This is a genomic window from Bacteroidia bacterium, from assembly GCA_033391075.1.
Classification (GTDB): domain Bacteria; phylum Bacteroidota; class Bacteroidia; order J057; family J057; genus JAWPMV01.
The window spans coordinates 69662-94224 of the sequence record JAWPMV010000001.1; the positions used below are offsets into that span (position 1 = coordinate 69662).

Annotated in this window: 22 protein-coding genes; 19 read left to right on the plus strand and 3 right to left on the minus strand. The window is 43.3% G+C overall.

The genetic code is table 11. From position 1 onward, the window contains the following. Nucleotides 1–319 precede the first annotated feature (319 nt). From R8P61_00275 to R8P61_00295, 5 genes are all read left to right on the plus strand, one after another. Nucleotides 320–667 carry a hypothetical protein gene (locus tag R8P61_00275; protein MDW3645479.1) on the plus strand — a complete coding sequence of 116 codons (348 nt, stop codon included), beginning with the start codon at nucleotides 320–322 and terminating at the stop codon, nucleotides 665–667. A 238-nt stretch (nucleotides 668–905) separates the two neighbouring features. Then, on the plus strand, nucleotides 906–1901 hold the full coding sequence (locus R8P61_00280) for an aldo/keto reductase (protein MDW3645480.1): 996 nt from the start codon (nucleotides 906–908) through the stop codon (nucleotides 1899–1901). Between the two features lie 76 nt (nucleotides 1902–1977). Continuing rightward, nucleotides 1978–2868, plus strand: a complete 891-nt coding sequence (locus R8P61_00285) for a LamG domain-containing protein (protein ID MDW3645481.1) — start codon at nucleotides 1978–1980, stop codon at nucleotides 2866–2868. Nucleotides 2869–2872: 4 nt separating this feature from the next. Next, a complete protein-coding gene (locus R8P61_00290) occupies nucleotides 2873–3922 on the plus strand; it encodes a Gfo/Idh/MocA family oxidoreductase (protein ID MDW3645482.1) in 1050 nt (349 codons plus the stop codon). A gap of 14 nt (nucleotides 3923–3936) precedes the next feature. Next, the gene (locus R8P61_00295) at nucleotides 3937–4839 is read left to right on the plus strand and encodes an SMP-30/gluconolactonase/LRE family protein (protein MDW3645483.1); all 903 of its coding nucleotides are present in this window, start codon (nucleotides 3937–3939) and stop codon (nucleotides 4837–4839) included. Between the two features lie 9 nt (nucleotides 4840–4848). On the opposite strand, the gene R8P61_00300 is transcribed toward R8P61_00295, so the two are convergent. Further along, complete coding sequence (locus tag R8P61_00300) at nucleotides 4849–5853, minus strand: PfkB family carbohydrate kinase (protein ID MDW3645484.1); 1005 nt, start codon at nucleotides 5851–5853, stop codon at nucleotides 4849–4851. A gap of 132 nt (nucleotides 5854–5985) precedes the next feature. Here R8P61_00300 and ggt point away from each other — a divergent pair, with 132 nt between their 5' ends. From ggt to R8P61_00320, 4 genes are all read left to right on the plus strand, one after another. Continuing rightward, nucleotides 5986–7686, plus strand: a complete 1701-nt coding sequence (gene ggt / locus R8P61_00305) for a gamma-glutamyltransferase (protein ID MDW3645485.1) — start codon at nucleotides 5986–5988, stop codon at nucleotides 7684–7686. A 93-nt stretch (nucleotides 7687–7779) separates the two neighbouring features. Continuing rightward, nucleotides 7780–9399, plus strand: coding sequence for an amidohydrolase (locus tag R8P61_00310; GenBank protein ID MDW3645486.1), 1620 nt, complete (start codon nucleotides 7780–7782; stop codon nucleotides 9397–9399). A gap of 74 nt (nucleotides 9400–9473) precedes the next feature. Continuing rightward, nucleotides 9474–9971: a GNAT family N-acetyltransferase gene (locus R8P61_00315; GenBank protein MDW3645487.1), complete on the plus strand. Its 498-nt coding sequence runs from the start codon at nucleotides 9474–9476 to the stop codon at nucleotides 9969–9971. Nucleotides 9972–10098: 127 nt separating this feature from the next. Continuing rightward, nucleotides 10099–10779 carry an ester cyclase gene (locus R8P61_00320; GenBank protein MDW3645488.1) on the plus strand — a complete coding sequence of 227 codons (681 nt, stop codon included), beginning with the start codon at nucleotides 10099–10101 and terminating at the stop codon, nucleotides 10777–10779. Nucleotides 10780–10893: 114 nt separating this feature from the next. On the opposite strand, the gene R8P61_00325 is transcribed toward R8P61_00320, so the two are convergent. Together R8P61_00325 and R8P61_00330 are read right to left on the minus strand one after the other, a co-directional pair. Next, nucleotides 10894–12021: an amidohydrolase gene (locus R8P61_00325; protein MDW3645489.1), complete on the minus strand. Its 1128-nt coding sequence runs from the start codon at nucleotides 12019–12021 to the stop codon at nucleotides 10894–10896. Nucleotides 12022–12073: 52 nt separating this feature from the next. Further along, complete coding sequence (locus tag R8P61_00330; GenBank protein MDW3645490.1) at nucleotides 12074–12691, minus strand: hypothetical protein; 618 nt, start codon at nucleotides 12689–12691, stop codon at nucleotides 12074–12076. A gap of 141 nt (nucleotides 12692–12832) precedes the next feature. Here R8P61_00330 and R8P61_00335 point away from each other — a divergent pair, with 141 nt between their 5' ends. The 10 genes from R8P61_00335 to R8P61_00380 all read left to right on the plus strand — a co-directional run bounded on the left by R8P61_00335 (nucleotide 12833) and on the right by R8P61_00380 (nucleotide 24535). After that, on the plus strand, nucleotides 12833–13234 hold the full coding sequence (locus R8P61_00335; GenBank protein MDW3645491.1) for an HIT family protein: 402 nt from the start codon (nucleotides 12833–12835) through the stop codon (nucleotides 13232–13234). 80 nt (nucleotides 13235–13314) lie between these two features. Beyond that, nucleotides 13315–13764, plus strand: coding sequence for a hypothetical protein (locus R8P61_00340; GenBank protein ID MDW3645492.1), 450 nt, complete (start codon nucleotides 13315–13317; stop codon nucleotides 13762–13764). A gap of 79 nt (nucleotides 13765–13843) precedes the next feature. Beyond that, nucleotides 13844–15400, plus strand: coding sequence for an amidohydrolase family protein (locus tag R8P61_00345; GenBank protein MDW3645493.1), 1557 nt, complete (start codon nucleotides 13844–13846; stop codon nucleotides 15398–15400). Nucleotides 15401–15458: 58 nt separating this feature from the next. Beyond that, nucleotides 15459–16370: a hypothetical protein gene (locus R8P61_00350; GenBank protein MDW3645494.1), complete on the plus strand. Its 912-nt coding sequence runs from the start codon at nucleotides 15459–15461 to the stop codon at nucleotides 16368–16370. Nucleotides 16371–16527: 157 nt separating this feature from the next. Continuing rightward, entirely contained in the window at nucleotides 16528–17940 is a 1413-nt protein-coding gene (locus R8P61_00355; protein MDW3645495.1) for a M20 family metallopeptidase, read from the plus strand. A 3-nt stretch (nucleotides 17941–17943) separates the two neighbouring features. Continuing rightward, nucleotides 17944–18318: a RidA family protein gene (locus R8P61_00360; GenBank protein MDW3645496.1), complete on the plus strand. Its 375-nt coding sequence runs from the start codon at nucleotides 17944–17946 to the stop codon at nucleotides 18316–18318. Between the two features lies 1 nt (nucleotide 18319). Continuing rightward, nucleotides 18320–19252, plus strand: coding sequence for a threonine/serine dehydratase (locus R8P61_00365; GenBank protein ID MDW3645497.1), 933 nt, complete (start codon nucleotides 18320–18322; stop codon nucleotides 19250–19252). Between the two features lie 28 nt (nucleotides 19253–19280). Further along, nucleotides 19281–20708: a serine hydrolase domain-containing protein gene (locus R8P61_00370; protein ID MDW3645498.1), complete on the plus strand. Its 1428-nt coding sequence runs from the start codon at nucleotides 19281–19283 to the stop codon at nucleotides 20706–20708. Between the two features lie 126 nt (nucleotides 20709–20834). Further along, a complete protein-coding gene (locus R8P61_00375; GenBank protein MDW3645499.1) occupies nucleotides 20835–22958 on the plus strand; it encodes a caspase family protein in 2124 nt (707 codons plus the stop codon). 77 nt (nucleotides 22959–23035) lie between these two features. Continuing rightward, nucleotides 23036–24535 (plus strand): amidohydrolase family protein, encoded by a 1500-nt coding sequence (locus tag R8P61_00380; protein MDW3645500.1) that lies wholly within the window; start codon nucleotides 23036–23038, stop codon nucleotides 24533–24535. Nucleotides 24536–24563: the final 28 nt, after the last annotated feature.

Below are 24563 nucleotides of genomic sequence, written 5' to 3' on the forward strand. Positions count from 1 at the left end.
TTTTGCTGCCTTTAAATTCAATATGTGTCATGTGTGATACACTTATCTTGTTGGTTTACAGGGATTAATATTCTTTTTGATCATAATTTCTTTGTTTTTATTGCAATTGTGTGTCATGGATGACACATTTTCGGACTTTCTTCAAATTACCTAAAGGAATATTTCGGGCATAAGTACTTGTTTTATAGGGGTTTATGTGGAGGTATAGGATTGCCTCCAAATAATTGGCACAAAACTAGGATAGCAAATTCAGGCACTAATAAAGATTACATCTATCCAATTTAGGACCGTGCTAAAAACACTTTCTAAATATTAAACAATGATCAAGCGTATTTCTTATCCAGAATTCACAAACCTGTACAATAGCGATAAAGCTATTTTGGTACATTTTTATGAAGAGGGGAATCATGATTCTCTCAGATTAAAGAGGCATTTGGACAGGTATATGAAATCAGGAAAAGCTGGAATTTCTGTGCTTCATCTACAAGTAGGCGAGCACCGTTCTATTGCTGATTTTCTGGGAAAAGAAAGAGAAGCTGGACTCTATCTAATCAAGGAACAAAAATGTGTTCGTGAGTTCAAATTAGCTCCTATCTCTTATCATTTGTTCGAATACCTGATCGAAGAATATGCAAAAGCCAGTCAGGAAATTCCTTATGCTGTATAAATAATTCAATCGGATCAGCCCTGCTCTAGGCAAATCCAAACATTTCTACAAAACAAAAGGCTCATCTACTCGCGTGTTACCCTTCTATATAGATGGGCCAAATTTTATTTACATAGGTTCTTCATGGGTTGAAGCCTCTATCTTTCTATCAAAAATTGTTAAGTATCCATTAGCAAGATGCATCTTTAAAGCAGATTCACTTTATTGAACTCTCTTTGAAGACGATTGATTTATGCTAATGGATACTCCCTTCTCTTTACCTTCCCATCCAAATGTCAGGCGGATTGGCCTGGGGCTCGCAGCTCTGGGAAGACCTGGATATATTAACCTGGGTCATGCTGAAGACCTCCAGAACAATTATGATCAGGCATTTATGGAACATCATGCCCATGAGGTGTTGGATCTCGCCTGGAAAGAAGGCATTCGACATTTTGATACTGCCCGTTCCTATGGCTTGGGAGAATTGTTTTTGGGGAATTGGTTGAAGAATAAAGGCTTACCAAAGGATCAGGTATTGATCAGCTCTAAATGGGGATATACCTATACGGCAGATTGGCAGATTCAGGCGGAGCATCATGAAGTCAAAGAGCATAGTCTGGGGGTTCTGGATAGGCAGTGGAAAGAGAGTCAGGAGATTCTGGGGGAATACCTGGATTTATACCAGATACATTCAGCTACCCTCGAAAGTGGAGTATTGGAAAATACGGAGGTGTTGAATCGACTGGCAGAATTGAAAGCTCAGGGAACTTCTATTGGGCTTTCGACAAGTGGGGCAAATCAATCAGAAGTACTGCGGAAGGCGATGGAAATTGAAGTAGATGGAAAACCGCTTTTCGATAGCTTTCAATCCACCTTTAATCTTCTGGAAAGATCGGCAGGCCCATTATTGCAAGAAGCCTCCGAAGCTGGCAAGGCCATTATCATCAAAGAAGCCCTGGCCAATGGAAGATTAACTGCCCGAAATCAGCAGCCGGAATTCAAAGAAAAATTTCAACTATTAGCGAAGATATCTCAAAACATCAATACAAGCATTGATGCCCTTTCTCTGGCTTTTATTCTCAAGCATAGCTGGGTGGATCAGGTGCTAAGCGGAGCGGCAAATACAGAACACCTCCTGTCAAATATGGAAGCTGCCAAACTGGAACTTTCCGAAGAAATTTTGAATGAGCTAGAAGGTCTGAAAGAAGATCCACAGAAATACTGGGCAAAACGTAAGAGCCTGGCCTGGAATTAGGATGCGCGCTTTCTCTACCTCCTTTAGCATTGCCTATCAGAGAGAAATGCCTAAATTCAGTTAAATTTTAAATGACATGCTAGCTTTCAAAAACTACTACCCTATAACTTTCCTATTGATTGTTTCCCTTCTCTCTGCTTGTGGGGAAAAAACCACTCAACAAGAAGAAAAAGAAGATCCTGCAATAGCCGCTTTAAAGTCTTCCCTGACCCTCGCCGCTAATTTTGATCAGGGGTATGATGCAAACTTTGCCGCTGGAGATCCTAAAATCTATACAGGCATTAAGTACGATAGCCTGGATGCGCCTACTGCCGGAATGACAAGTGCAGAAGTTGGACTACTTGAAGGCAAAGGAAAGTCCGGCAATGCCTTGCAATTCAAAAGCAAAACCGAGCCGGTGATTTTCTATAAATCAGAAAAAAATATCGACTATAGTTCGGAGAACTGGAGTGGAACCGTATCTCTATGGCTCAGTCTCAATCCGGAAGAGGATTTGGCACCTGGATACACTGATCCCATTCAAATAACAGATCAGGGCTATGATGATGCTGCTATTTGGGTAGATTTCTCGAATAAGAATCCCCGTTCTTTCAGGATGGGTGTGTATGGAGACGTAGATGTATGGAACCCGGATAATATAGGACCGGATGAAAATCCTGCTTTCAACAGCCGACTCCTTCCTGCAACTGACAGGCCTTTTACACGAGAAAGCTGGACCCATGTAGCGGTAAGTTTTTCGGGCCTGAATACCCAAAATGGCAAAGCCGAATTTTTCATCAATGGAAAATCTCAGGGAAGTCGGGATATCAGCGAGCCTTATACCTGGGAATTGGAGAAATCCAGAATCTTTTTGGGACTCAATTTCGTCGGTCTGATGGATGAGGTAAGTATCTACAAGAAAGCCTTGACCGCAGATGAAATAAAAGTCCTTTACGAATTACCAGCTGGACTGATTGATCTCCTGTAAAGACATGAAAAATTTTGGAATCATAGGAGGTGGGTCCATTGCCAATCTTCATGCTGATGCTATCCGGGACATGAGGGGTGGGCAGTTAATTGCTGCTTTTGTCCGAAATCCTGAACGAGCCCGGATATTTGCTGAAAAGCATAAGTGCGAAGTTTATACAAAAGAAGAGGAACTCCTGAAGGATGACCGCATTGATATTGTGGTGATTGCTACGGCTTCGGGCGTACATCTGGAGTCCACCATTTTGGCAGCTAAAGCAGGAAAGCATATCATTTGTGAGAAACCCCTGGAAGTGACTCCTGCTCGCGTCCAGCAAATGATAGAGGTCTGTGATGAGCAGGGAGTAATGTTAGCGGGAATTTTTAATCGGCGTTTTACTCCTGCAGTAGATTATCTGAAAAGTGCCATTGAAAGTGGGCGCTTTGGACGATTGACGCTCTGTGATGCCTATGTGAAATGGTATCGAGATCAGGCCTATTATGATTCCGGAGCCTGGAGAGGGACCTGGGAATTGGATGGGGGAGGAGCCCTCATGAATCAATCCATCCACAGCATAGATCTACTCAATTACCTGGCAGGGGACATCAAAAGGTTAAGTGCATCTACGACCACTTTAACCCATAAAAACATAGAAGTAGAAGATACAGCTGTAGCCATTCTCGAATTTGAGCATGGAGGTCGAGGCGTAATTGAAGGTTCAACTTCTTGTTGGTCCTCGGAAGGCTTACCAGCAGAGATTCATATTTCCGGGGAAAAAGGGTCAGTCTTTCTGAGAGATGAGGTCTTTCGGGTCTGGGATTTTGCAGAGGAAAGGGAAGAGGATGCCTATATCAAGGAAAATCTTATGTACAGCGGGCAAGCAGCTCAGGGCGCCAATGATCCCAAAGCGATCAACTATATGGGGCATTTGCGAAATTTTGAAGATGTGGTGGAGGCATTGGAAAGTGGTCGCCCGCCCAAAGTAACGGGAGCCGAAGGAATCAAAGCCATCAAAATCATAGATGCCATTTACCAAAGTTCCCGAAAAAAGGGAGAATGGATAGAACTTAGCTAAGCAAAAAATATATTATGAAGAAATTCCTGATCTCATGTTTGGGATATTTAATTCTCTTATCCCCCAACTCCTTTGCCCAGGAAGGAATGCCCTCCAAACTCATCGAGAAAGGGGCGACAGTAAAACAGCTGTCCTCCGAGTATAGCTTCACCGAAGGGCCTGCGGTCGATAAGGAAGGAAATGTCTTTTTTACCGATCAACCCAATAATCGTATCCTCAAATGGTCTACTAATGGTAAACTTAGTGTTTTCATGGAAGATGCCGGAAGATCCAATGGCCTGTACTTCGATCATCAAGGGAATCTGCTTTCCTGTGCAGATGAGAAAAACCAATTGTGGAAGATCGGTCCGGACAAACAGGTAGAGGTCTTGATCAATGATTTCGAAGGAAAGAAATTCAACGGTCCCAATGACCTTTGGGTGGACCCACAAGGAGGTATATACTTTACCGACCCCTTTTACAAAAGGCCCTGGTGGGATCATGAAGAAGCGGAACTGGAGCATCAGAATGTCTATTACCTTTCTCCCGATAAAAAAGACCTGCGAATGGTCGCAGATGGATTTACCAGACCCAACGGGATCATCGGTTCCAAAGATGGAAAAAAACTTTTCGTAGCCGATATCGGAGCCAATAAAACCTATGTCTATGATGTGGCCGCAGATGCCAGTTTATCTAATAAAAGTCTTTTCGCAGAACTGGGCTCTGACGGAATGACCCTTGACCATAAAGGGAATCTATATTTGACCGGAAAAGGAGTAACGATTTTCAATAAAAAAGGACAACAGATTGGACATATAGCTATACCCGAGGATTGGACTGCCAATGTTACCTTCGGCGGGGAAGATCAGGATATTCTCTTTATTACTGCAAAAAAATCTCTCTTTAGCCTGAAGATGAAGGTGCATGGGATTCGCTGATATTTTTGTCTATCTATAGGGATAATTGGCAGCAAGGGCCCGTATTTCATCTGGACTGGCTGAACCCGTTTCTCTCAATTTCTGAACCGATACCGCTGCTGCAAGATTGGCAATATCCATAGCTTCCGGGATGGCGATTTTTATTCCCATACAAGCGGAAAAAGCTGCCAGACAGGCATCTCCTGCACCCGTAATATCGAGAGGACCTTTTAGCGGAATGCCCGCTACTTTGTGGCTTTGATGTTGATCGATATAGACCAGCCCTTTTTCTCCGGCTGTCATCAGGATAGGGGATTGGCTATGTAAATGGGCTTTCTTTGCAATTTCCATTAGGCTATGTGCCTTAAGATCATCAAAGGCTTTTCCAATACGGTTGATTTCTGAAATATTTCCCTTTAATACACCATAATGAAAGGCCCCGCTACTATCCCGTAAGTCAGAAATAACAAAACATAGTGGGAAGGCCTCAAGGATGTTTTTCAGACTAGTCAGGTTTTCGACTGAAGTAAGCCCATTTTCGAATTGCTGGTTCAGGATCAATACATCTAGCCTAGGTAAAGTTTCTGATAAGAAGCCCTGAATTTGTTGAAAGTCATGGGGACTGTGAGGATTCTTGCTCCCAAAATCTATGCGATTACTCTCAATTCCATTTACATGGGGTTTGCTATACACATATGTTTCCCATCCTTTCCCGGCCTGGAGAATACCCTGGGTGTTTGCTCCTTTTTGTTCCAACAAATAGCACAATTCCCGCCCGAACAGATCATTCCCAACCATGCCAAAGCAGCGTACATCACCTACTCCCAATGCGATAAGGTTATTAACTATGGTTCCTGCTCCTCCCGGTACAGGGCGAGGCTCAGAAGCATGAAATACGCTTTTATTAGTTTCCAGAGATTCTTCTCCCGTTTCCGTATTTAGCTGGTAATAAAAATCCAATGCGAAGTCTCCGAGGACTCCAATGCTTAAATTTTTCAGATCGGAAAAAATCTCATGAAGTCTTTCTCTGTTCATATTCTCCAAAGGCAGAAATTTAGGGATGCTTTTACAGGATCATTTCAAAAATGAAGGTAAAATAAAGTTTTCATCCATTCATTTTGTAATTTCTCATTTGTCTAGCTTAAGATGCTGATCTAACCTTAATTTATGAGAAAGCTACTTTTATTTATCCCTTTTATCTTCCTGATCACTATGAGTTCAGCTCAAGACCGATTGACAGGCAAAGCCTTCACAAGCCGCTCAGAGGTGTTGGCAAGAAATGGTATGGCTGCCACAAGCCAACCTTTGGCCACTCAGACAGCGATTGACATTTTGAGAAATGGCGGAACAGCCATGGATGCCGCGATAGGCGCCAATGCAGTTTTGGGCTTGGTGGAACCAGCCAGTTGCGGAATTGGAGGCGATATCTTTGCCATTGTTTGGGATGCCAAGGAACAAAAGCTCTACGGCTTCAATGGAAGTGGAAGAGCCCCAAAATCTCTAACTAGAGAATATTTTATTGAAAATGATAAGGAATATGTTCCTTATCTGGGAGCCTTACCGGTTTCTGTGCCGGGTTGTGTGGATGGGTGGTTTGAATTGCATAAGAAATTTGGCGAAATGCCGATGGCAGATATTCTACAACCAGCGATCAATTACGCTCGCGAAGGCTTTCCGGTATCAGAAGTGATTGCTTTCGAAATGTCCGGGAGCTTTGAGGCCCGACAAGAGCTTCCGGGTTTCCGTGAGACCTATATGCCCAATGGAAAAAGGACACCTGCCAAGGGGGAAGTATTCAAAAATCCGGGATTGAGCAATACCTATGAAGCCCTTGCCAAAGGTGGCAGAGATGCTTTTTACAAAGGGGAAATTGCCCGAACGATAGATCGATATATGAAAGCGAATGGAGGCTTTCTGTCCTATGAAGACTTGGCCAGCCATAGCTCTGAATGGGTAGAACCCATCAGTACCAACTATAGAGGCTATGATGTCTGGGAGCTTCCCCCCAATGGGCAGGGAACCGCAGCTCTACAAATCCTCAATATCCTGGAGGGATATGATATTCGATCTATGGGCTTTGGCTCAACAGCATATCTCCATGCTCTGACAGAAGCCAAGAAGCTGGCATTCGAAGATCGAGCTAAATTTTATGCTGATCCTGCCTTCAATAAATTGCCCATCGATGAACTGATTTCTAAAGAATATGCCGCTAGAAGGAGAGCGTTGATTGATCCAACTGAAGCTGCCAGAAGCTATCCAGCAGGAGATGCCGAGATCGAAATGGGAAATACCACTTATTTGACCGTAGCTGATAAGGATGGGAATATGGTGTCCCTGATTCAGAGCATCTATACAGAATTTGCTTCGGGTATGGTTCCGGATGGATTGGGTTTCGTCCTCCAAAATCGCGCCCAACTTTTCAATGTCAAAGATCCGGATCACTTCAATGTATGGGAAGCCGGCAAACGACCTTTCCACACCATCATTCCTGCCTTTATCACCAAAGATGGCAAACCCTGGGTGAGCTTTGGCTTGATGGGAGGCTCTATTCAACCTCAGGGGCATGCCCAGATCGTGGTAAACCTCATTGATTTTGATATGAACCTTCAGGAAGCCGGGGACGCCCCTCGTATGCGTCATGCCGGTTCCTCTCAACCGACGGGCTCTGTCATGACCAATGGAGGCACCCTCAATCTCGAATCCGGCTTTGATCCCGAACAAGTCCGCGAACTCCGAAAACTCGGACATAGAATCGCTACTTCGATCGGGATATATGGCGGATATCAGGCCATCATGTTCGATGCAGAGAATCGAGTTTATTATGGAGCTTCCGAATCCCGCAAAGACGGACAGGCGGCGGGATATTAAATGTTTTGAGAGCTGTTGTTGTATGTAGTGCGGCAGTGTCCAATATTTAAAACCAACAACACTAAAACAAAAAAACACATCAAAACTATTCCTATGAAAAAACTACTGATCCTACTAACAAGCATTTCCTTTTTCCTTCCTCTTTCGGCCCAGATGTCTCAAAAGAAGATCGACAAACTGAAAGCAGAAGTTGCAGAAAAAGTGGAATCCAAAAAGAAACTTGCCCAGGTAATGGTGGATAAGGTATTTAGCTTTGCCGAACTGGGATTTCAGGAAGTTGAAACCTCCAAATACATTACAGGCATTCTGGAGAAAAATGGTTTCAAAATAGAATATGGAATTTCCGGAGTACCAACGGCCTGGATGGCAAGCTGGGGTTCGGGTAAACCAGTCATTGCCATTGGCTCAGACCTGGACTGCATACCCAAGGCTTCTCAAAAACCGGGCGTTGCTTATCACGATCCCTTAGTTGAGGGGGCACCTGGACATGGCGAAGGGCATAATTCCGGGGTTCCGCTGAACGTGGTTTCAGTTTTAGCAGTGAAAGAAATAATGGAAAGAGAAGGCATACAAGGGACCTTGGTCATGTGGCCGGGAGTAGCTGAAGAACAATTAGGAACCAAAGCCTATTATACCCGAGATGGCTATTTTGATGAAATAGATATGTGCATTTTTACCCATGTTTCCAGCAATATGGGCGTTTCCTATGGAGCGGCAAGGGGGACAGGCATGATTTCAGTCGAATACACCTTTGAAGGAGAGTCTGCACATTCTGCAGGAGCTCCCTGGAGAGCGAGAAGCGCTGCAGATGCAGTAGAACTGATGAATATTGGTTGGCAATATGCCCGCGAACACATACATCCCCTGGGGCGCTCTCACTCGGTTATCAATAATGGCGGCGATCAGCCCAATGTTGTCCCAAGCAAAGCTTCTATTTGGTACTACTTCAGAGAAATCACCTATCCCGGGATCATGGAAGTTTATGAGCGTGCCAATGAAATCGCAGAAGGAGCCGCAAAGATGACCCGTACCAAAATGACAAAGAGAATTCTCGGAACCGCCTGGCCCCGTCATTTCAATAAAGTGATAGCCGAAACTATGTATGAGAATATCAAAGTTGTGGGTTTGCCCGAATGGAGCGAAGAAGATCAAATGCTGGCAAAGGCCGTTCAGATGGAAGTGAATTCGCCGAGAGGAGCCAGAGGCTTAGCTACAGAACTCAATAAATTGGGACTGCCAGTAGTGAATCCAGTGAGTGGAGGATCGGATGATATTGGTGATATTTCCTGGAAAGTTCCCACAGTTACCCTGCGCTTCCCATCAAATGTACCCGGCCTTCAAGGACACCACTGGTCAAATGCTATTGCCATGGCTACACCTATTGCACATAAAGGAGTTGTAGCCGGGGCTAAAGTGGAAGCAATGACTTTACTGGACTTCCTATTGAAACCCCAATTGGTAGATGAGGCATGGGAGTATTACAGAAAAGAGCAAGTCGCCAACCAACAGTACATTCCTATGGTGGGAGAAAATGACGAACCCGCGACTTACCTCAACAAAGGGATCATGGAGCGATACCGTCCCCAATTAGAAAAGTTCTATTATGATGAGACCAAATACGATTCTTATCTCGAACAATTGGGTATCAGCTATCCGACCTTAAGGATAGATCAGAAGAAAAAAATCGAAACATCATCGGATGGAGAGAATTAATTCTCCAAACGACATAAACCCTATATTTGTAGCTGGTGATTCTTATTGCCAGCTATTTTTTTATCCCACAAAAAATGAATGTAGATCTCCCCATATCTTTCAGAGAACTCCGGTATGAAGATCTTCCTTTCCTTAGGGAAATGTTTTATGTATCTCTTTTTTCGGTCAAAGGAGAAAACGCTTTTCCGAGGGATATTATCGATAAACCACATTTAGCCAGATATCATCAGGATTGGGGAAAGGCAGGGGACTATGGAATAGTCGTTCATAATGAAAGAGAAAATATCGGCGCTATTTGGGTCCGCTTTTTTAGCAAAGAAAATCCGGGCTATGGATTCGTGGAGGCAGCTGCACCTGAAATGGGAATTGCTTTGAAAAAGGAGTTTAGGGGAAAAGGATTGGGGCGAAAGTTGATCGGGCAACTATGCGTTGATTTGAAGGCAAAAGGAACAAGCGCACTTTCTCTGAGTACCGATAGTCGAAATCCGGCAATGCATTTATATAAATCTTGTGGTTTTGAAGAAGTAGAACGGGAAGAGTATTCGGTGAAGATGTACAAAAAACTTGAATAGCTGCCTGAAAATTCCCTACCTTTAAGTTATTCCAATTGTCCTCACATAAACGCGGGATCGACCGATCCTTTTGAAGTCTTTCTCAGAAAGACCAACCATTTTTATATCCAATTTTAAAACAAGCATTATGAAATGCTACATCCTTATTGGGGGATTACTTATAGCTATACTTTCCCCTGCCTATTCTCAAAATCAATCAGAGATGCAAGAACAACATAAATCCCTGGTACAGACTTTTTACAAGGAAGTGCTGGGAAATAGAAATACAGATATCATCGACGAACTTATCAGCGAGAACTATATCCAGCATAGTCCGATGGTGAAAGATGGGCGTGAAGGTTTACGTGAAGCCATCAATTTCCTCAAACAAATGCCCGAACCTGAAGAGAAAAAATCTCCTATCCTCTTTATGATGTCGGAAGGAGAATTTGTCTGGGTTTTTCTGGAAGTAGACTTGATGGGGAAAAAGCTTGGCATCATGGAAATTTTCCGCATAGAAGGAGGAAAACTGACTGAACATTGGGATGCTACAGAAGAAATTCAGCAAGGCTTTAGCAAAGAGGAATTTCGCTCCGATCCAGGTATCGAAATAGCAAAGCTTGATGCAGAAAGTCTTTTCCCTGATAGAAAAATCCATCGCTTGCTCAAGGAAGGAAATTTTATCGGAATCCAATCATCCGGAGAGATTGAGGGACAAAAGGCTGTCTTTTATGATTTGATCATGAAAGCTGCTGAGGGCATAGAAAATCGATGGACCATCAAGCAAATCATCCCCGAACAGATGATGCACAATAATGGGATGTTGTAATTAAATAAGGCGTGTTGCGCATGGAAAGGAGGTGGCTAGGTTTTTTCGTTTCGATTCTTTAGTCCTGAGATAGGCAAAGGATCTGCGACTTTCCTAAAATGTCGCGAATAAAAACTAAGCCAATATTTCCTCTATAATTCCTATAAAAGTCTCCAGCCCTGTTTCAATGATTTCATCCGGAAAATCATAGTCATCATTGTGCAGGGCAGGGGTCTTTTCTCCTGATCCCAGGCCAAACATCGCTCCTGGAACTACTTGGGTAAACCAGCCAAAGTCTTCCCCAAATTTACAGCCCTGATCCACTTTTTTGAGTTTGCCGCCAATGCGATTTGTAGCTTTTTCAAGCACCTCATTGCAATAAGGATCATTGATTACGGCTGGAAAAAAATCAAACCATTCCAGTTCCTGCTTGAGCCGGTACTTATTGCTGATTTTGCGTACGCGAACTTTGAGCTTTTCTGTCAGGGCTTTCATATGGACCGGATACCAGCAACGTATGGTAAAATGTACTTCCCCAAATCCGGCAGAAATACCATATTCCTTTTGGCCCAAATTCATATAGACAGGTGTCAATAAACCAAATTGCTTATGGCGAGGATCATTGAGTTCCAGTTCCGCAGCAGCTTGCAGAATTTCCGCCAAAGCCAGTGCAGGGTTCCGCCCATTTTCCGGCTCAGCAGCATGGGATTGTTTGCCACTAAGTTTTATGGCCACACTTTGTACAGTAGTACAAAATTGCCCATTGATTAGCCGTATTTCATGCATCGGACGACCCGGGAGATTGTGTAAAGCAAAAACATAGTCTGGTGCCAATTCTTTGAAAACCTCACTTTCCACAACCTGTTTCGCCCCCTTTCCCGTTTCCTCTGCGGATTGAAAAAGTAATACAACACTACCACGCTTGATTGACTTTTCTGATAGCCATTGAGCAAGGCCTGCCACTATGCACATATGTCCATCATGTCCACATTTATGTGAAATGCCTTTACGGGTCGATCGATGAGCAAAGGTGTTCTTTTCTTCTATGGGCAAAGCATCTAACTCACATCGAATAAGGACTCTCGGTCCCTTTTCTTCAAAATTATAAACGGCAGCCAATGAAGTACCCTTGATATTTTCTATCAGTTGATCTGGCTTGTAGGGGCGTATAAATTGGGCAATCCGTTTGGAGGTTTCAAATTCCTGTCCGGACACTTCCGGGAATTGATGAAGTTGATAACGGAGTTGGATGAGGTCAAGCATAAATGCAAAAGCTTCTGGCTCTTAAAGATAAAAGCTTTTCTTTTAGAAATGCCTATCTGCGGACTGAGGGCAAGACAAATCCCATAGAAATTCCATATTGAACCCCATCTTCCAGCATGATGCTGGGGCCAAATCTAAAATCACCCGAATGGCAGTCAAGCCTGACTCCCAAACCCAGAAAACCATAACCACTTCTGGTAAAAGAATACCTCATGATCAATCCCGGATTCAGGGAAAAGGATTCTTTCTTTTTAATTCGCTTGTGAAGAGAAATTCCCGGCCTGAGCCAGGCATCATAATAGTTTTGACTACCTCCTAGTTGAAAGCCACTAAAGACATTGAGGGTAAGGGGAGCATTGCCTAATCCTTCTTTGAGTACCGAAAAACTAAATTCTGAATTGAAAAACCACTGAATGGGAAGAATGATATCTCCTCCATTGGGTTTCTCAGTAAAAAGACCGACCGAAACATCAAAACGGCCTGCATGGGTATAGCCAAACTGAACGAGATTATTCCATCCATCCGAACCTCCGAATCCGCTTCCATAATCAATTACATGGAAACTCCAGTCAAATTCATAGCCACTTTGGTCTTTTTCAAGCAAGTAGTTTTGGCTATACATGGAGGTAGAAAGAAAAAATGTCAGAGTGAGTAGAAGTAGTGTTCTCATTGTTTTTGGCTTATGAGGGAAATATTTGGCTTAGCTTTTTTCAGAAAGAACTACATTCAAATAGCTATTGCCCTTGATTTTGTACTTTCACAGATTAGACGAAATTTTTGCATATATCTAATCAACGATAATTATCTCCAAATGGAATCCTGTATCTTCTGTAAGATCATAGCTGGTGAGGCTCCTTCCTGGAAAGTAATGGAAAATGAGCATGCTTATGCCTTTTTAGATATCAATCCGGTGAGCCCTTACCATACCCTCGTTATTCCTAAAAATCATCACAGAGACATTTTTGATATCCCGAGAGAGAGTTTGCAGGAAGTGATTGGTTTATTGAAGGATGTCGTCAGCCTATATGAGGAAAAATTGGGCATGCAGCATCTTCAGGTCGTCAATAGCAATGGTCGCGAGGCTCAACAGGATGTCTTTCACATCCATTACCACATAGTGCCTCGGAAATTGGGGGATGGACAAAATGTGCGATGGAGAACCTATCCGGAAATGCGTCCTGAATTTGATCAGATGTTGGAAAAGTTGCGCTAGTAAAAATATTTTTTGTTTTAGGGTTACATTTTGAAAGCCATAGGGAACTATAGGTAAAGAAACATCCATAGCTATTCCTTATGTGCACACGAATCTTTACTGTGATCAGCCTTTTGTTGATTTTCTATACCTCTTCGCTCTCCGCCCAAAATACTACGCGAGACATAACTGACAAATTCTTTCAATTATATACAGAAGATCCTGGCAAAGCTATCGATTATGGTTTTTCTACCAATAAATGGGTGATGGAGAAAAATATGGCGGCAGTGGAAAATGTTCGTTTGAAACTCCTCAACCTCATTAATCTCATAGGCGACTATCGAGGCTACGAAATGGTCAATGAAAAGACCATCGGAGAAAGCCTCAAGCTCCAAAGTTACATGATGAAATACGATAGGCAGCCGATCCGATTTACCTTCATTTTCTATCGGCCCTCGGATAGCTGGGTCGTACAAAACTTCCAGTATGATGCAAATCTTACAGATGAGCTCGAGGAACTGGGCAGAATTGCACCTCTGCCTAAAGAGTAGCTTTAAATTGTAATGCACTGTTTCCCCGCGAATTTCATTATTCCGGGGAATTTTTGTTTTATACAAAAAAGCTATCAATATGCATCAAAAACGCTACTCCCTCATCCTGATTTTTTCCTTTTGGGCTTTGCTCGCCTGTGATTCACAGTTGCAGGAGATTGATATCCTGATCAAAGGAGCATTTGTCCATATAGGAAATGGCGAGGCTCCCAGTCAGATGGATGTAGGGGTTCTTGGAGAGCGCATTGTTTTTGTCGGTAAGAATGGTGTTGAAAAGCTGAAAGCCAAAAAAGTAATTGAAGCGGAAGGCTATCTGCTGAGTCCAGGCTTTATCGATGTACATACCCATAGCATTGATGATTTACTGAGTGAAAAGGCCAAATCGAATCTCAATTTCCTAAAGCAAGGAGTAACAACCCTTGTAACCGGTAATGATGGAGGGGGAAAGATCAATGTTGGACAAATGTTGGCGAAAATGGACACTGAAGGAATAGGTACCAATGCGGCCTTGATGGTAGGACATGGACAGATTCGGAAACAGGTCATGGATATGTCAGATGCCGAGCCCACAGTGGCAGAAATGGATCAAATGAAAAATATCCTGAGTCAAGCTATGGAGGAAGGAGCATTTGGTATGTCAACCGGCCTTTATTATACCCCCGGAAATTTTGCGAAAACAGATGAAGTGATAGAATTGGCGAAATTGGCAAAAGAGAAGGGAGGAATTTATGATTCTCATATTCGGGATGAAAGTTCCTACAGTATCGGTCTGCTTGAAGCGATTAAAGAGGCTATAGAGATAGGGCGACAAAGTGGCATTCATATCAACATCTCGCATATCAAAGCCCTGGGAGTAGATGTATGGGGCAAAAGCGAGGAAATCATAGGCTTGATTGAATCAGCACAGCAAGAAGGAATCTCAATTTCTGCCGATCAATATCCATATCGCGCTTCGGGAACGAGTATTACCAATGCTTTGGTCTCCAGATGGGTATTTGCCGATGACTTTGAAGCTAATATGAAAAATTCGGAACTGTTGCCACGCATAAAAGAAGAAATGGCAGATAACCTTAGAAGAAGAGGTGGTCCTGATGCGCTTTTATTTACTGATGTAAAGAAAAAAGACTTATATGGTAAAACCCTGGAAGAAGTAGCAGAGGAAAGGGGCCAGGCAATCATTCCGGCAGCTTATCTGATCATCATGTCAGGAGGATCCAGAGTTGCCTCTTTCAATATGAAGCCCGAGGATATGCACAATTTTATGCAGCAGGATTGGGTCATGACAAGTTCGGATGGCTCTACCGGGCATCCACGAAAATTTGGATCCTTTCCCAAGAAAATCCGGGAGTTTGTTAAGGAAAAAAAGGTGCTAAGTCTGGAGGAAATGATTCGTAAAAGTACTTCTCTACCGGCTCAAATTTTCCAGATACAAGAGAGAGGAGAAATTAAAGAAGGCTATTTCGCTGATATGATCTTATTTAAGTTAGAGGAAATACAGGATAAAGCGACCTATGCAAAACCAGATATACTGGCGGAAGGGATATGGACATTGCTGATAAATGGAGAAATCGCGATAGAGAAAGGGAAGTATACGAATACCCTCGGAGGAAAGCCTTTGCGTATGAATAAGCAATAAGGAAATAAAACCTCAAGGCCCATAGAGCGTAGAAGGAGGGTTTAGCACCCACTTTCTTATGAACTACAGACACTACAGCCTAATTCTCATTTTCCCCTTTTTGGTTTTAGCTCTCCCAGCTCAGAATTTTGATCGTTTTTTGAATGAGCAGGCGATTGAAACAGGGGAGGAAAGCATCAATGAGAATATCCGATATTTCCTGAACCCCCGTCAGAAAAAGCAAGTCAATCAATGGTATGAAGGTGAAGTTGTAACAAAGGATGGTAGGATTTTTAAAGATATTCAGCTAAAATTCAATACCTATAGCAATACCGTTTTTATTCAGACGAAAGGGCAGATTTACAGCCTCTCAACCACTTCATTATCTGAATTCAGCTTAGTAGATGAGGGAAAAAGCCGACGATTTGTCAATGGTTTTGGTAAACTCAGTTCATACCAGCTCAATGCCCATATGAAGCTTAGTCCCAATGGCTTTATGAGTTATGTGAGTGCTTATCCCTATTTATATGAGTTAAGCAGCAAGAAGATAGAATTAATGGAAACGGGAGAGGAAAGAAGTAGTTTGAAAATGGATTTTCTGGTTCCTCATAAAGATAAGGCGATTGCCCTGGTTCGCTTTTTGGAAGAACACCCGGAGAGTATTTTTGCCCAACTTCAATCCAGCGTTTCTCAATTCAATGAAAAGACTTTTTATGAAGTCATATATGAGGGAGAGGAATTCTTTTACCTCAAGCACAACCAGGCTCGAGTAAGTAGCCATGATAGCAATGCCCTGGCTCGCCACAATAATGCGATATCTTTCGATGATAGTAGTTTTTATCTCTCTAATCGCCACCTCGAACTAAAAGAAATAAAGTCTACCCGGAAATCTATAAAAGAAGGACTGATGTTTACCGGAGCTTTTGACGATAAAAATGCGCCCTTACTAAAGACGACTCGCCAACTGGAACAATGGTTGGCTAATAAGTAGGAGCTGTTCTGGTGTTCTCGTATTCATGTTCTCTTGTGATATTACCCAGAACACCAGAACACCAGAACACATCTTAAAACATTTTGTCCCTCAGAGAATTTTTGCAAACTTCGTTTAAACTAATCTAGCTTATATGAACGTGCAGAAATTACTACTCATGATACTGTTATCACTACTGATAACAACTGTGTCCGCACAGGGAAAAAAAAGTGTTGTCAAACACATAGAGAAAAACCAGGAAACCTATAAAGAAGTAGCCCATAAGATATGGGAATACGCAGAGGTTGGCTACCAGGAGGAAAAGTCTTCGGCTCTCCTGAAATCTCAACTGGAAGCTGCAGGTTTTAGCATAGAATCCGGAGTAGCAGGTATTCCTACTTCTTTTGTAGCAACTTATGGATCAGGTAGCCCTACTATCGGCATACTGGCAGAATATGATGCCCTACCCGGTATTTCACAGGACAATGTAGCCGAAAGAAAAGTTCGGGTAGAAGGAGCAGCCGGACATGCCTGTGGTCATCACCTCTTTGGTACAGCATCCGTTGCAGCTGCTATTGCCGTTAAAGACTGGCTTTCCAAAAGCAAAAAATCCGGTACCATCAAGCTCTTTGGTACTCCAGCCGAAGAAGGAGGAGCCGGTAAAGTCTATATGGTTCGTGAAGGACTATTTGAAGATATAGATGCCGTACTACATTGGCATCCCGGGCAAGGAAATGGAGCTTCGGCTGCTTCCTCTCTCGCCAATAAATCTGCGAAATTTCGTTTCCATGGTATCGCTTCTCATGCTGCAGGAGCTCCCCATTTTGGCCGCTCAGCTCTGGATGGAGTGGAAGCCATGAATTATATGGTCAACCTGATGCGGGAGCATGTTACGTCTGATACCCGTATTCACTATGTCATTACCAAAGGAGGAGAAGCACCTAATGTAGTACCCGAATTTGCCGAAGTGTTTTACTATGTCCGCCATCCGGAAACGGAGGGATCAAGAGAAACCTTTGAGCGGGTAGTGAAGGCTGCAGAAGCGGCAGCTATGGGAACAGGTACCACTATGGATTATGAAGTCATCCACGGACTTTTCAACCTCATGCCCAATGAAACCCTGGGGAGAGTAGTTCATGGAAATATGAGTGAAATCGGAGGCTTTGACTATGATGCAGATGAAATGACTTTTGCTGAGGATATTCGCGAAAGTTTGCCTGAAAAAGCCAGGAAAGCCCTGACTACTACCAATGTAATTGAACCTTTTGAGGTAATAGAAAGAGGGCGTGGAGGATCCACCGATGTCGGAGATGTCAGTTGGGTAGTGCCTACGGCCGGATTGAGGACTGCAACCTGGGTGCCGGGAACTTCAGCACACACCTGGCAGGCGGTAGCAGCCGGGGGAATGAGCATAGGACATAAAGGAATGATCCTGGCAGCAAAAACTATTGCTACCTCTGCAGTGGATCTTTACAATGATCCATCCATCATCCAAAGAGCCAATGAGGAATTGATGCGGAGAAGAGGAGCGGATTTTAAATATGAGCCTTTATTGGGAGATCGTAAACCTCCGCTGGATTATAGAAAATAATCGATGAAAATCATCCAGAATGAATCTATGCCCAAAAGTAATGGGCATTATTCTCAGTGTATTGAACACAATGGGATTCTTTACCTCTCTGGCCAATTGCCCTTCAATCCGGAAGATCGCAGTTTGCCAGAGGGGATAGAGGCTCAAACCCTGCAGGTCCTGAAGAATGTTAAAAGTATCCTGGATGCTGCAGGAAGTAATATCAATCAGATATTGCGTATGCGATTGTATATCCCGGATGTAAACCTCTGGGATCAGGTAAATCAGGTTTATAGCGAATTCTTTGAAGAGCATAAACCTGCCAGAGTAGTTATCCCAAGTCGAGAACTCCATTTTGGATGTTTAATTGAAGTAGAAACGACTGCCTATATTGACTAATATGAAAGAAGACCTCCTTTCCTGCCACGAAAAAATCAAGCCATATATCCATCGGACTCCCGTGATGAGTTCCCGTCTGTTGAATGAAATTTCAGGGGCAAATATCTATTTCAAATGCGAGAACTTTCAACGCATGGGAGCCTTCAAAATGAGAGGTGCAGCCCACGCGATTGCGAATCTTAGCGAGGAGGAAAAGGCGAGGGGAGTGGTTACCCATTCTTCTGGTAACTTTGCACAGGGAGTATCTTTGGCAGCGCAGTCTCAAGGGGTTAAAGCCTATATCGTGATGCCTTCCAATGCACCAGAAGTGAAGAAAGCTGCAGTGAGGGCTTATGAAGGTGAAATTATTATCTGCCCGCCTACTATAGAAGATCGAGAAGCAAATGCTCAGAAGATTGTAGAGGAAAAAGGCGCAACTTTCCTTCACCCGTCCAATAATACCGATGTAATTCTGGGACAAGGGACAGCTGCTCTGGAGCTTTTAGAAGATCATCCGGATTTGGAATACATTCTTACCCCCGTAGGGGGTGGGGGCCTGCTTGCAGGGAGTGCTTTAGCTGCTCATTTTTTCGGGAACAATTGCAAATGTATAGGAGGAGAGCCCCGGGAAGCTGATGATGCCTGGCGTTCTCTTCAAAGTGGCAAAATCGAGAAAAATGAGACTGCCAATACCATTGCTGACGGTCTGAGAACTCATCTGGGACACCTCAATTTCCCCATCATCCAGCAATACGTAGAAGAAATCATCAGGGTAGAGGAGAGGGAGATTATAGAAGCTATGAAATTGATCTGGGAACGCATGAAGATCATCATTGAGCCTTCTTGTGCTGTTCCTTTCGCTGCTTTACTGAGAGAAAAAGAGAAGTTTGCCGGCAAAAAAGTGGGAATTGTGCTATCCGGAGGAAATGTGGACCTGGCAAAACTTCCATTTTGATTTTACTTATCATTCACACCCTATCGCTATGAAACATCTAAGCCTAAGCCTTATTGTTATTTTATTTTGTTTTTCCGGATTCAGTCAGGAAAATAAACAGGATATGAGCGAGGCCATCCAATTGATCGAAGTTTGGTTAGAAGCCCAGAAGGATTATGAAAAATTGCCGGGACTAACAGCCATTGCAGTTCATGATCAGGAAGTGATTTGGAAAGGGGCTTTTGGAACAGCTTCCCGTCAGCATAATATGGATGCAGCTGTTGATACCCGATTTAGCATTTGCTCCATCTCCAAACTCTTTACCTCAGTCGCGATCATGAAGCTTTATGATGAAGGCAAATTGAGGTTGGATGATGAACTTAAAGACATCCTTCCCTGGTTCAAAGGCCTGGGGCAGAAGTATGAAGTAAGTGGGCCTATCACGATTAGAAGCCTGATGACACACTCATCCGGTTTACCCCGTGAAGCCGCCTATCCTTATTGGACTGGTCCCGAGTTCTATTTCCCGACAAAAGACGAAATCATTTCGAAGCTGGGAGAACAAGAAACTCTTTATCCTGCTTCTACCTATTTTCAGTATAGCAATCTCGGACTGACACTATTGGGACAGGTAGTAGAACAGATTTCCGGAGAGGACTATGATAGCTATGTTCACAAACATATTTTAATGCCTTTGGAGATGAAGGCGACTACTACAGAGATTCCCAAAGAACTTCTGGGAAAAGAACTCGCAGACGGATACGGAGCCTTAAACAGAGAAGGAGAAAGGGATCATGTACCCATTTTTCAGGCAAATGGTATCAGTCCGGCTGCAGGTTTTGCTTCTACGGTGGAGGATCTGGGGAAATTTGCTTCCTGGCAGTTTGAATTGCTGGATACGAATGAGACAATTATTTTAAAGCCCGCTACCCTCAAATTTATGCAAAGAGTTCACTGGACTGATCCGGATTGGAACTTGAGCTGGGGATTGGGATTTAGTGTAAGAAAGTCTGGCTCTGAAACCTATGTAGGACATGGAGGTAGCTGCCCGGGCTATCGCTCTACTTTAACCCTCAACCCGAAAAAGAAAAATGCCTTCGCCGTCATGATCAATGCCGGGGCAACAAATCCCGGGAAGTATGCATCAGCCATCGATCAAATTTTTGGAAAATATAAAGGAGCCAAAGAAGCGGAAGAGAAAAAGGACTTCTCTGACTTTACAGGATTTTATAATGGCCAACCCTGGGGCAGCGAATATTACATGGGAAGTTGGAAAGGAAAATTGGTGGGAATGCAATTACCTACAGACAGACCTGCTCAGGCCATGACTTTCTTCAAGCATATCGAGGGAGATGTATTTCGAAGGATCAGAGATAATGGAGAACTTGGGGAGGAGCTGGTATTTGTGCGAGATGAAAATGGGAAAGTTATCAAAGGCGGCTCCCATGGAAATTTCCGGATGAAAATGGGTGAATAATTCGGATTTTTGAACAATTTCACTAATTTATGGAAGCTAGTAATAGCCTTCCCGCTTAAGCTTTTTCCTGATCTATCTTCAGCCTGACTATTTGGGCTGAATCATCCTATTAACCGAAGCCCGATTATGCCAAGAACAAAAAAGCCCAAACTCTATGCTCTTATTGTAGGTGTCAATGATTATGAAAGTCCCAAGATCCGTGACTTAAGAGGATGTGTTGACGATGCGAGTCGAATCAAAGCTTATTTAGAGGAAGATTTTGTTGGGAGAAATTTTGCTGCCAATCCTTCCATTAGCCTGCTTACGGACGAAAAAGCTACCAAAAAAGCCATTATAGAAGGCTTCGAGAAAAAGCTTTCTAAGGCAAAAAAAGGAGATTCCGTCATCTTTTATTTTGCCGGCCATGGATTGAGAGAAAAAACCGATATTGAGGTATTTACAGAAGATGAATTTGATGATCATATCGCTGCCATTCTCTGCCACGATAGCAATCCCTTTGAACATAAAAATGATCCCAGTGTAGCTTCTATTTCAGATAAAGAATTACGATTTCTGATTCATCAACTGGAAAAGAAAACAGGGGCGCATATTCTGACGGTTTTTGATTGCTGTCATTCGGGAGAAAATACCCGTAATATGCAGGCGACCGGAGGAGCTCCTGAGGCTTCCCGCCAATTGGAAAGAAATCCTTTGCCTGCCAGAAGTCAGAAAGGTTTCTATTTCGGGGGAAAGGAAAAGCAAATTTTGGGAGCCACGAAAAAGAACCTGAATCTGGCCTCCGTACTTCCTGAGGGGCCTCATGTCCAACTGGCTGCTTGTAAGGAAGTGGAATTGGCAATGGAAACTCCCCCCAATGCCAGCGTCCGTAAAGGAGTTTTTACGACCACTTTGCTTGATGTTCTGCATCAATTTAAAGGAGACATCAATTATGATGATCTACATTTACGGGTCCTCAATCGCATGTCTACCTACAAGCAGACCAATGATGCCCAGACACCTCAACTGTATATCAGCACGGACGATCCCAATCAGCGATACAAAACCTTCCTGACCAATGCGGCTTCTGACAAAACCCTGACTTGCGGAGTAGTGGTTGGAGGTCAGGAAGATGTTGAGAAAGAATGGAGGATTACGGCTGGAGCCTTGCAAGCTATTCCCATCGATCAGAAAAAGGTACCCACAGAGGTCTTGGTGAAATCAACGAAAAACCGGCGGACCAAATGGAAGGCTGGAATAAAGAAGGTGTACCCCGGCTATTCAGTTATTGACTTTACAGACAAGGAACCTCCTGCAAATGATGCGACCCTTTTTGCTGAGATCGAAGGTGTAGGAATTGATCCATTAGGTATATACCTGGGGGGGAGCGATGAGGAGATGAAAAAGTTGGTAGCAAAAGAGTTGAAGAAACACATCAAGACCGCAGATATCAAATATTATGAGCTACTTAAGAAAGAAGATGCGGCAAACTATACGGTTCATATTGAAGGAGGCTTGATTTCTATAAGTCTTCCCTTTCAGCCCAAAAAACCGGTAGTAGAGGGGATCATGGCCCTTAACAAACAGAAAAAATTCACCCCCAAGAGTGTAGAAGTGCTGGATGCCTACCTGGATCAAATGTCCCAATGGCACTTTTTGAGGAAGCTGGAATACAAAGAAAAACATGACCTCAGTACTCTCACTGATAAGGACAAAACCATGTATCCGGTGGAATTGAGGATGTATCAATATGATCGAAATAAAGCAAGTGAAAAAAGGCTATTCCCCAATAAAAATGGAACGTTCACTTTCGACCTCACCCACAAAAAGGAAAGCCGAAATTTCCGTATGGAGGTGATCAACCACTCCGAGAATGATTATTATTGCAGTGTTTTGTATCTCCCCAACAATTACGAGGTCTTTACTAAAGCAATGAATAGTCCCCAATTGATGTTGGCACCTGAACAGGTCTTGGCTTCTCGTGGTTCTAAAAAAGAAAATGGAAAGCGATACATAACACTTTCATTGGCAGGAAAGGAGGATCAGTTTGTCCATGATTTCAATCTGTCAGGGGTATCTTACTTCCTCAAACTGATTATAAGTAAGACTCCTTTCAATGTAGATTCGCTGGCTATGAAAGGTTTACCAAAACCCAAGGCTAGTCGATCACTAAATTTTGGAGATGATGAGGATTCATTTGACTACGATCCAGAAATTCCAGATATCCAGTGGGAGGTCCATACCTTTGAACTCTATATCGTCAATCCGGCATAATCTTGCCAGATTTGCGTCTTTTGGACTTTTAAATCGTCTTTGTAATATATAACTATATACTACAAAGACGATTTTCTATGTTAAAACGAATACTCCTACGCAGCCTTTTGTTGATCAGCGGTCTTGTGGCACTGATTGCTTTGAGCATTTTTATCCTTCTGCAACTTCCCTTGCCTGAAGCGCTCCAACCCAATCCTATAGAAGAATCTCTGCTTGTCAAAGGGGTTCATATCGTTGATCTGGAAGGTGACTCCCTTATTCAGGATCAAGCTATCTATATTCAAAATGGGCAGATTGTGGCTGTTGGGAAGCTGGATTCTATTGGAGAAGTAAATGAAGCAAAGGTGCTGAATGGAGAAGGGAAATATGTAATTCCTGCTCTTTGGGATATGCATACACACTGGATTTCCAGTCAGGCACCTCAATTGAATATGCCCCTCTTTATGGCAGCCGGTGTTACCCAGATCCGTGATCTCGGAGGTGGTACAGATCAGGAGATCAAAGACCAATGGCAGGAAGACATAAAAGCCGGGAAATTATTGGGACCCAGAGTAGGTTCACAAGCGGCATTTATTCTGAATTATCTGAAGGATGAAGAAGAGGCCAGGGGAGTGAATGAACGAGTAGAAAATAAGGCACATTTTATCAAGACCTATAATGCTTTGCTCCCTCATCTCTATGATATCATGGCAGAGGAAGCGAAAAAGGAAGGGATAGAATTCATGGGACATAAACCCCGGGCGATCAGTACGGAGCATTGCGTGAAGATGGGACATAAAACCCTTGAGCATGCCCGGGTCTTTCTCTATGATTGCTTTCCCGGTTCTGCTGATTTGCAGGAGGAATACCGGGCACGAATTTCCGGGGAGAAGGAAGGGGGAGGTCCTATCATAGATACGAAGATGCGTCAGCGAATGGTGGATGAGCATGATCCGCAAATGTTTGCAGATTTGGTGGAAGTGATCAAAGCATACGGTTCCTGGTATGTCCCGACCCATTTGACCCGAAAAATGGATGCGATGGCCGATGATGAGGAATACCTCAATGATCCCCGCCTTAAATACATAAGTATGGCCCAGCAATTTGCCTGGAGAGAAGATACAGAAGGCATGGTGAAGAGTGATCCCTCGCCCGAAGGGAGAAAAGCATTTATGGACTTTTATGAGAAAGGCCTGGAAATATCAGGAGTTGGCTATGATTTGGGTTTGCCGATCCTGGCCGGGACAGATGCCAATGATACCTATTGTATCCCAGGCCTGGGATTGCATGAAGAGTTGAGGGAATTGGTGAAAGGAGGACTAGCTCCTAATGAAGCTTTGATTACAGCTACCCTAAATCCAGCCAGATTTTACGGATGGGAATCTGAAATGGGAACGCTTGAAGCTGGTAAAATTGCAGACTTCATTTTGCTCAATGAAAATCCATTGGAGGATATCAGGCATACTGAAGGAATTTTTAGCCTGATAAATCGTGGAGCTATTTACAGTCGTGAAGAACTGGATCAGATGCTGAAATATGTCGAAGAAAATGCAGGAAGTTTAAGTCTCAATGCAAAGCTGATCAAGGAGAAAATATAAGTTCACTGCAAACACAAAAGGGAAGAGG

What these genes read in the sequence shown, in the direction of transcription:
- R8P61_00300 (MDW3645484.1), bottom strand. Translation starts at nt 5,853, where the DNA reads ATGAACAGAGAAAGACTTCATGAGATTTTTTCCGATCTGAAAAATTTA.
- R8P61_00380 (MDW3645500.1), top strand. Translation starts at nt 23,036, where the DNA reads ATGTTAAAACGAATACTCCTACGCAGCCTTTTGTTGATCAGCGGTCTT.
- R8P61_00365 (MDW3645497.1), top strand. Translation starts at nt 18,320, where the DNA reads ATGAAAGAAGACCTCCTTTCCTGCCACGAAAAAATCAAGCCATATATC.
- R8P61_00335 (MDW3645491.1), top strand. Translation starts at nt 12,833, where the DNA reads ATGGAATCCTGTATCTTCTGTAAGATCATAGCTGGTGAGGCTCCTTCC.
- R8P61_00330 (MDW3645490.1), bottom strand. Translation starts at nt 12,691, where the DNA reads ATGAGAACACTACTTCTACTCACTCTGACATTTTTTCTTTCTACCTCC.
- R8P61_00315 (MDW3645487.1), top strand. Translation starts at nt 9,474, where the DNA reads ATGAATGTAGATCTCCCCATATCTTTCAGAGAACTCCGGTATGAAGAT.
- R8P61_00370 (MDW3645498.1), top strand. Translation starts at nt 19,281, where the DNA reads ATGAAACATCTAAGCCTAAGCCTTATTGTTATTTTATTTTGTTTTTCC.
- R8P61_00350 (MDW3645494.1), top strand. Translation starts at nt 15,459, where the DNA reads ATGAACTACAGACACTACAGCCTAATTCTCATTTTCCCCTTTTTGGTT.
- R8P61_00275 (MDW3645479.1), top strand. Translation starts at nt 320, where the DNA reads ATGATCAAGCGTATTTCTTATCCAGAATTCACAAACCTGTACAATAGC.
- R8P61_00295 (MDW3645483.1), top strand. Translation starts at nt 3,937, where the DNA reads ATGAAGAAATTCCTGATCTCATGTTTGGGATATTTAATTCTCTTATCC.
- R8P61_00345 (MDW3645493.1), top strand. Translation starts at nt 13,844, where the DNA reads ATGCATCAAAAACGCTACTCCCTCATCCTGATTTTTTCCTTTTGGGCT.
- R8P61_00360 (MDW3645496.1), top strand. Translation starts at nt 17,944, where the DNA reads ATGAAAATCATCCAGAATGAATCTATGCCCAAAAGTAATGGGCATTAT.
- R8P61_00280 (MDW3645480.1), top strand. Translation starts at nt 906, where the DNA reads ATGGATACTCCCTTCTCTTTACCTTCCCATCCAAATGTCAGGCGGATT.
- ggt (MDW3645485.1), top strand. Translation starts at nt 5,986, where the DNA reads ATGAGAAAGCTACTTTTATTTATCCCTTTTATCTTCCTGATCACTATG.
- R8P61_00320 (MDW3645488.1), top strand. Translation starts at nt 10,099, where the DNA reads ATGAAATGCTACATCCTTATTGGGGGATTACTTATAGCTATACTTTCC.
- R8P61_00290 (MDW3645482.1), top strand. Translation starts at nt 2,873, where the DNA reads ATGAAAAATTTTGGAATCATAGGAGGTGGGTCCATTGCCAATCTTCAT.
- R8P61_00285 (MDW3645481.1), top strand. Translation starts at nt 1,978, where the DNA reads ATGCTAGCTTTCAAAAACTACTACCCTATAACTTTCCTATTGATTGTT.
- R8P61_00325 (MDW3645489.1), bottom strand. Translation starts at nt 12,021, where the DNA reads ATGCTTGACCTCATCCAACTCCGTTATCAACTTCATCAATTCCCGGAA.
- R8P61_00310 (MDW3645486.1), top strand. Translation starts at nt 7,780, where the DNA reads ATGAAAAAACTACTGATCCTACTAACAAGCATTTCCTTTTTCCTTCCT.
- R8P61_00355 (MDW3645495.1), top strand. Translation starts at nt 16,528, where the DNA reads ATGATACTGTTATCACTACTGATAACAACTGTGTCCGCACAGGGAAAA.
- R8P61_00340 (MDW3645492.1), top strand. Translation starts at nt 13,315, where the DNA reads ATGTGCACACGAATCTTTACTGTGATCAGCCTTTTGTTGATTTTCTAT.
- R8P61_00375 (MDW3645499.1), top strand. Translation starts at nt 20,835, where the DNA reads ATGCCAAGAACAAAAAAGCCCAAACTCTATGCTCTTATTGTAGGTGTC.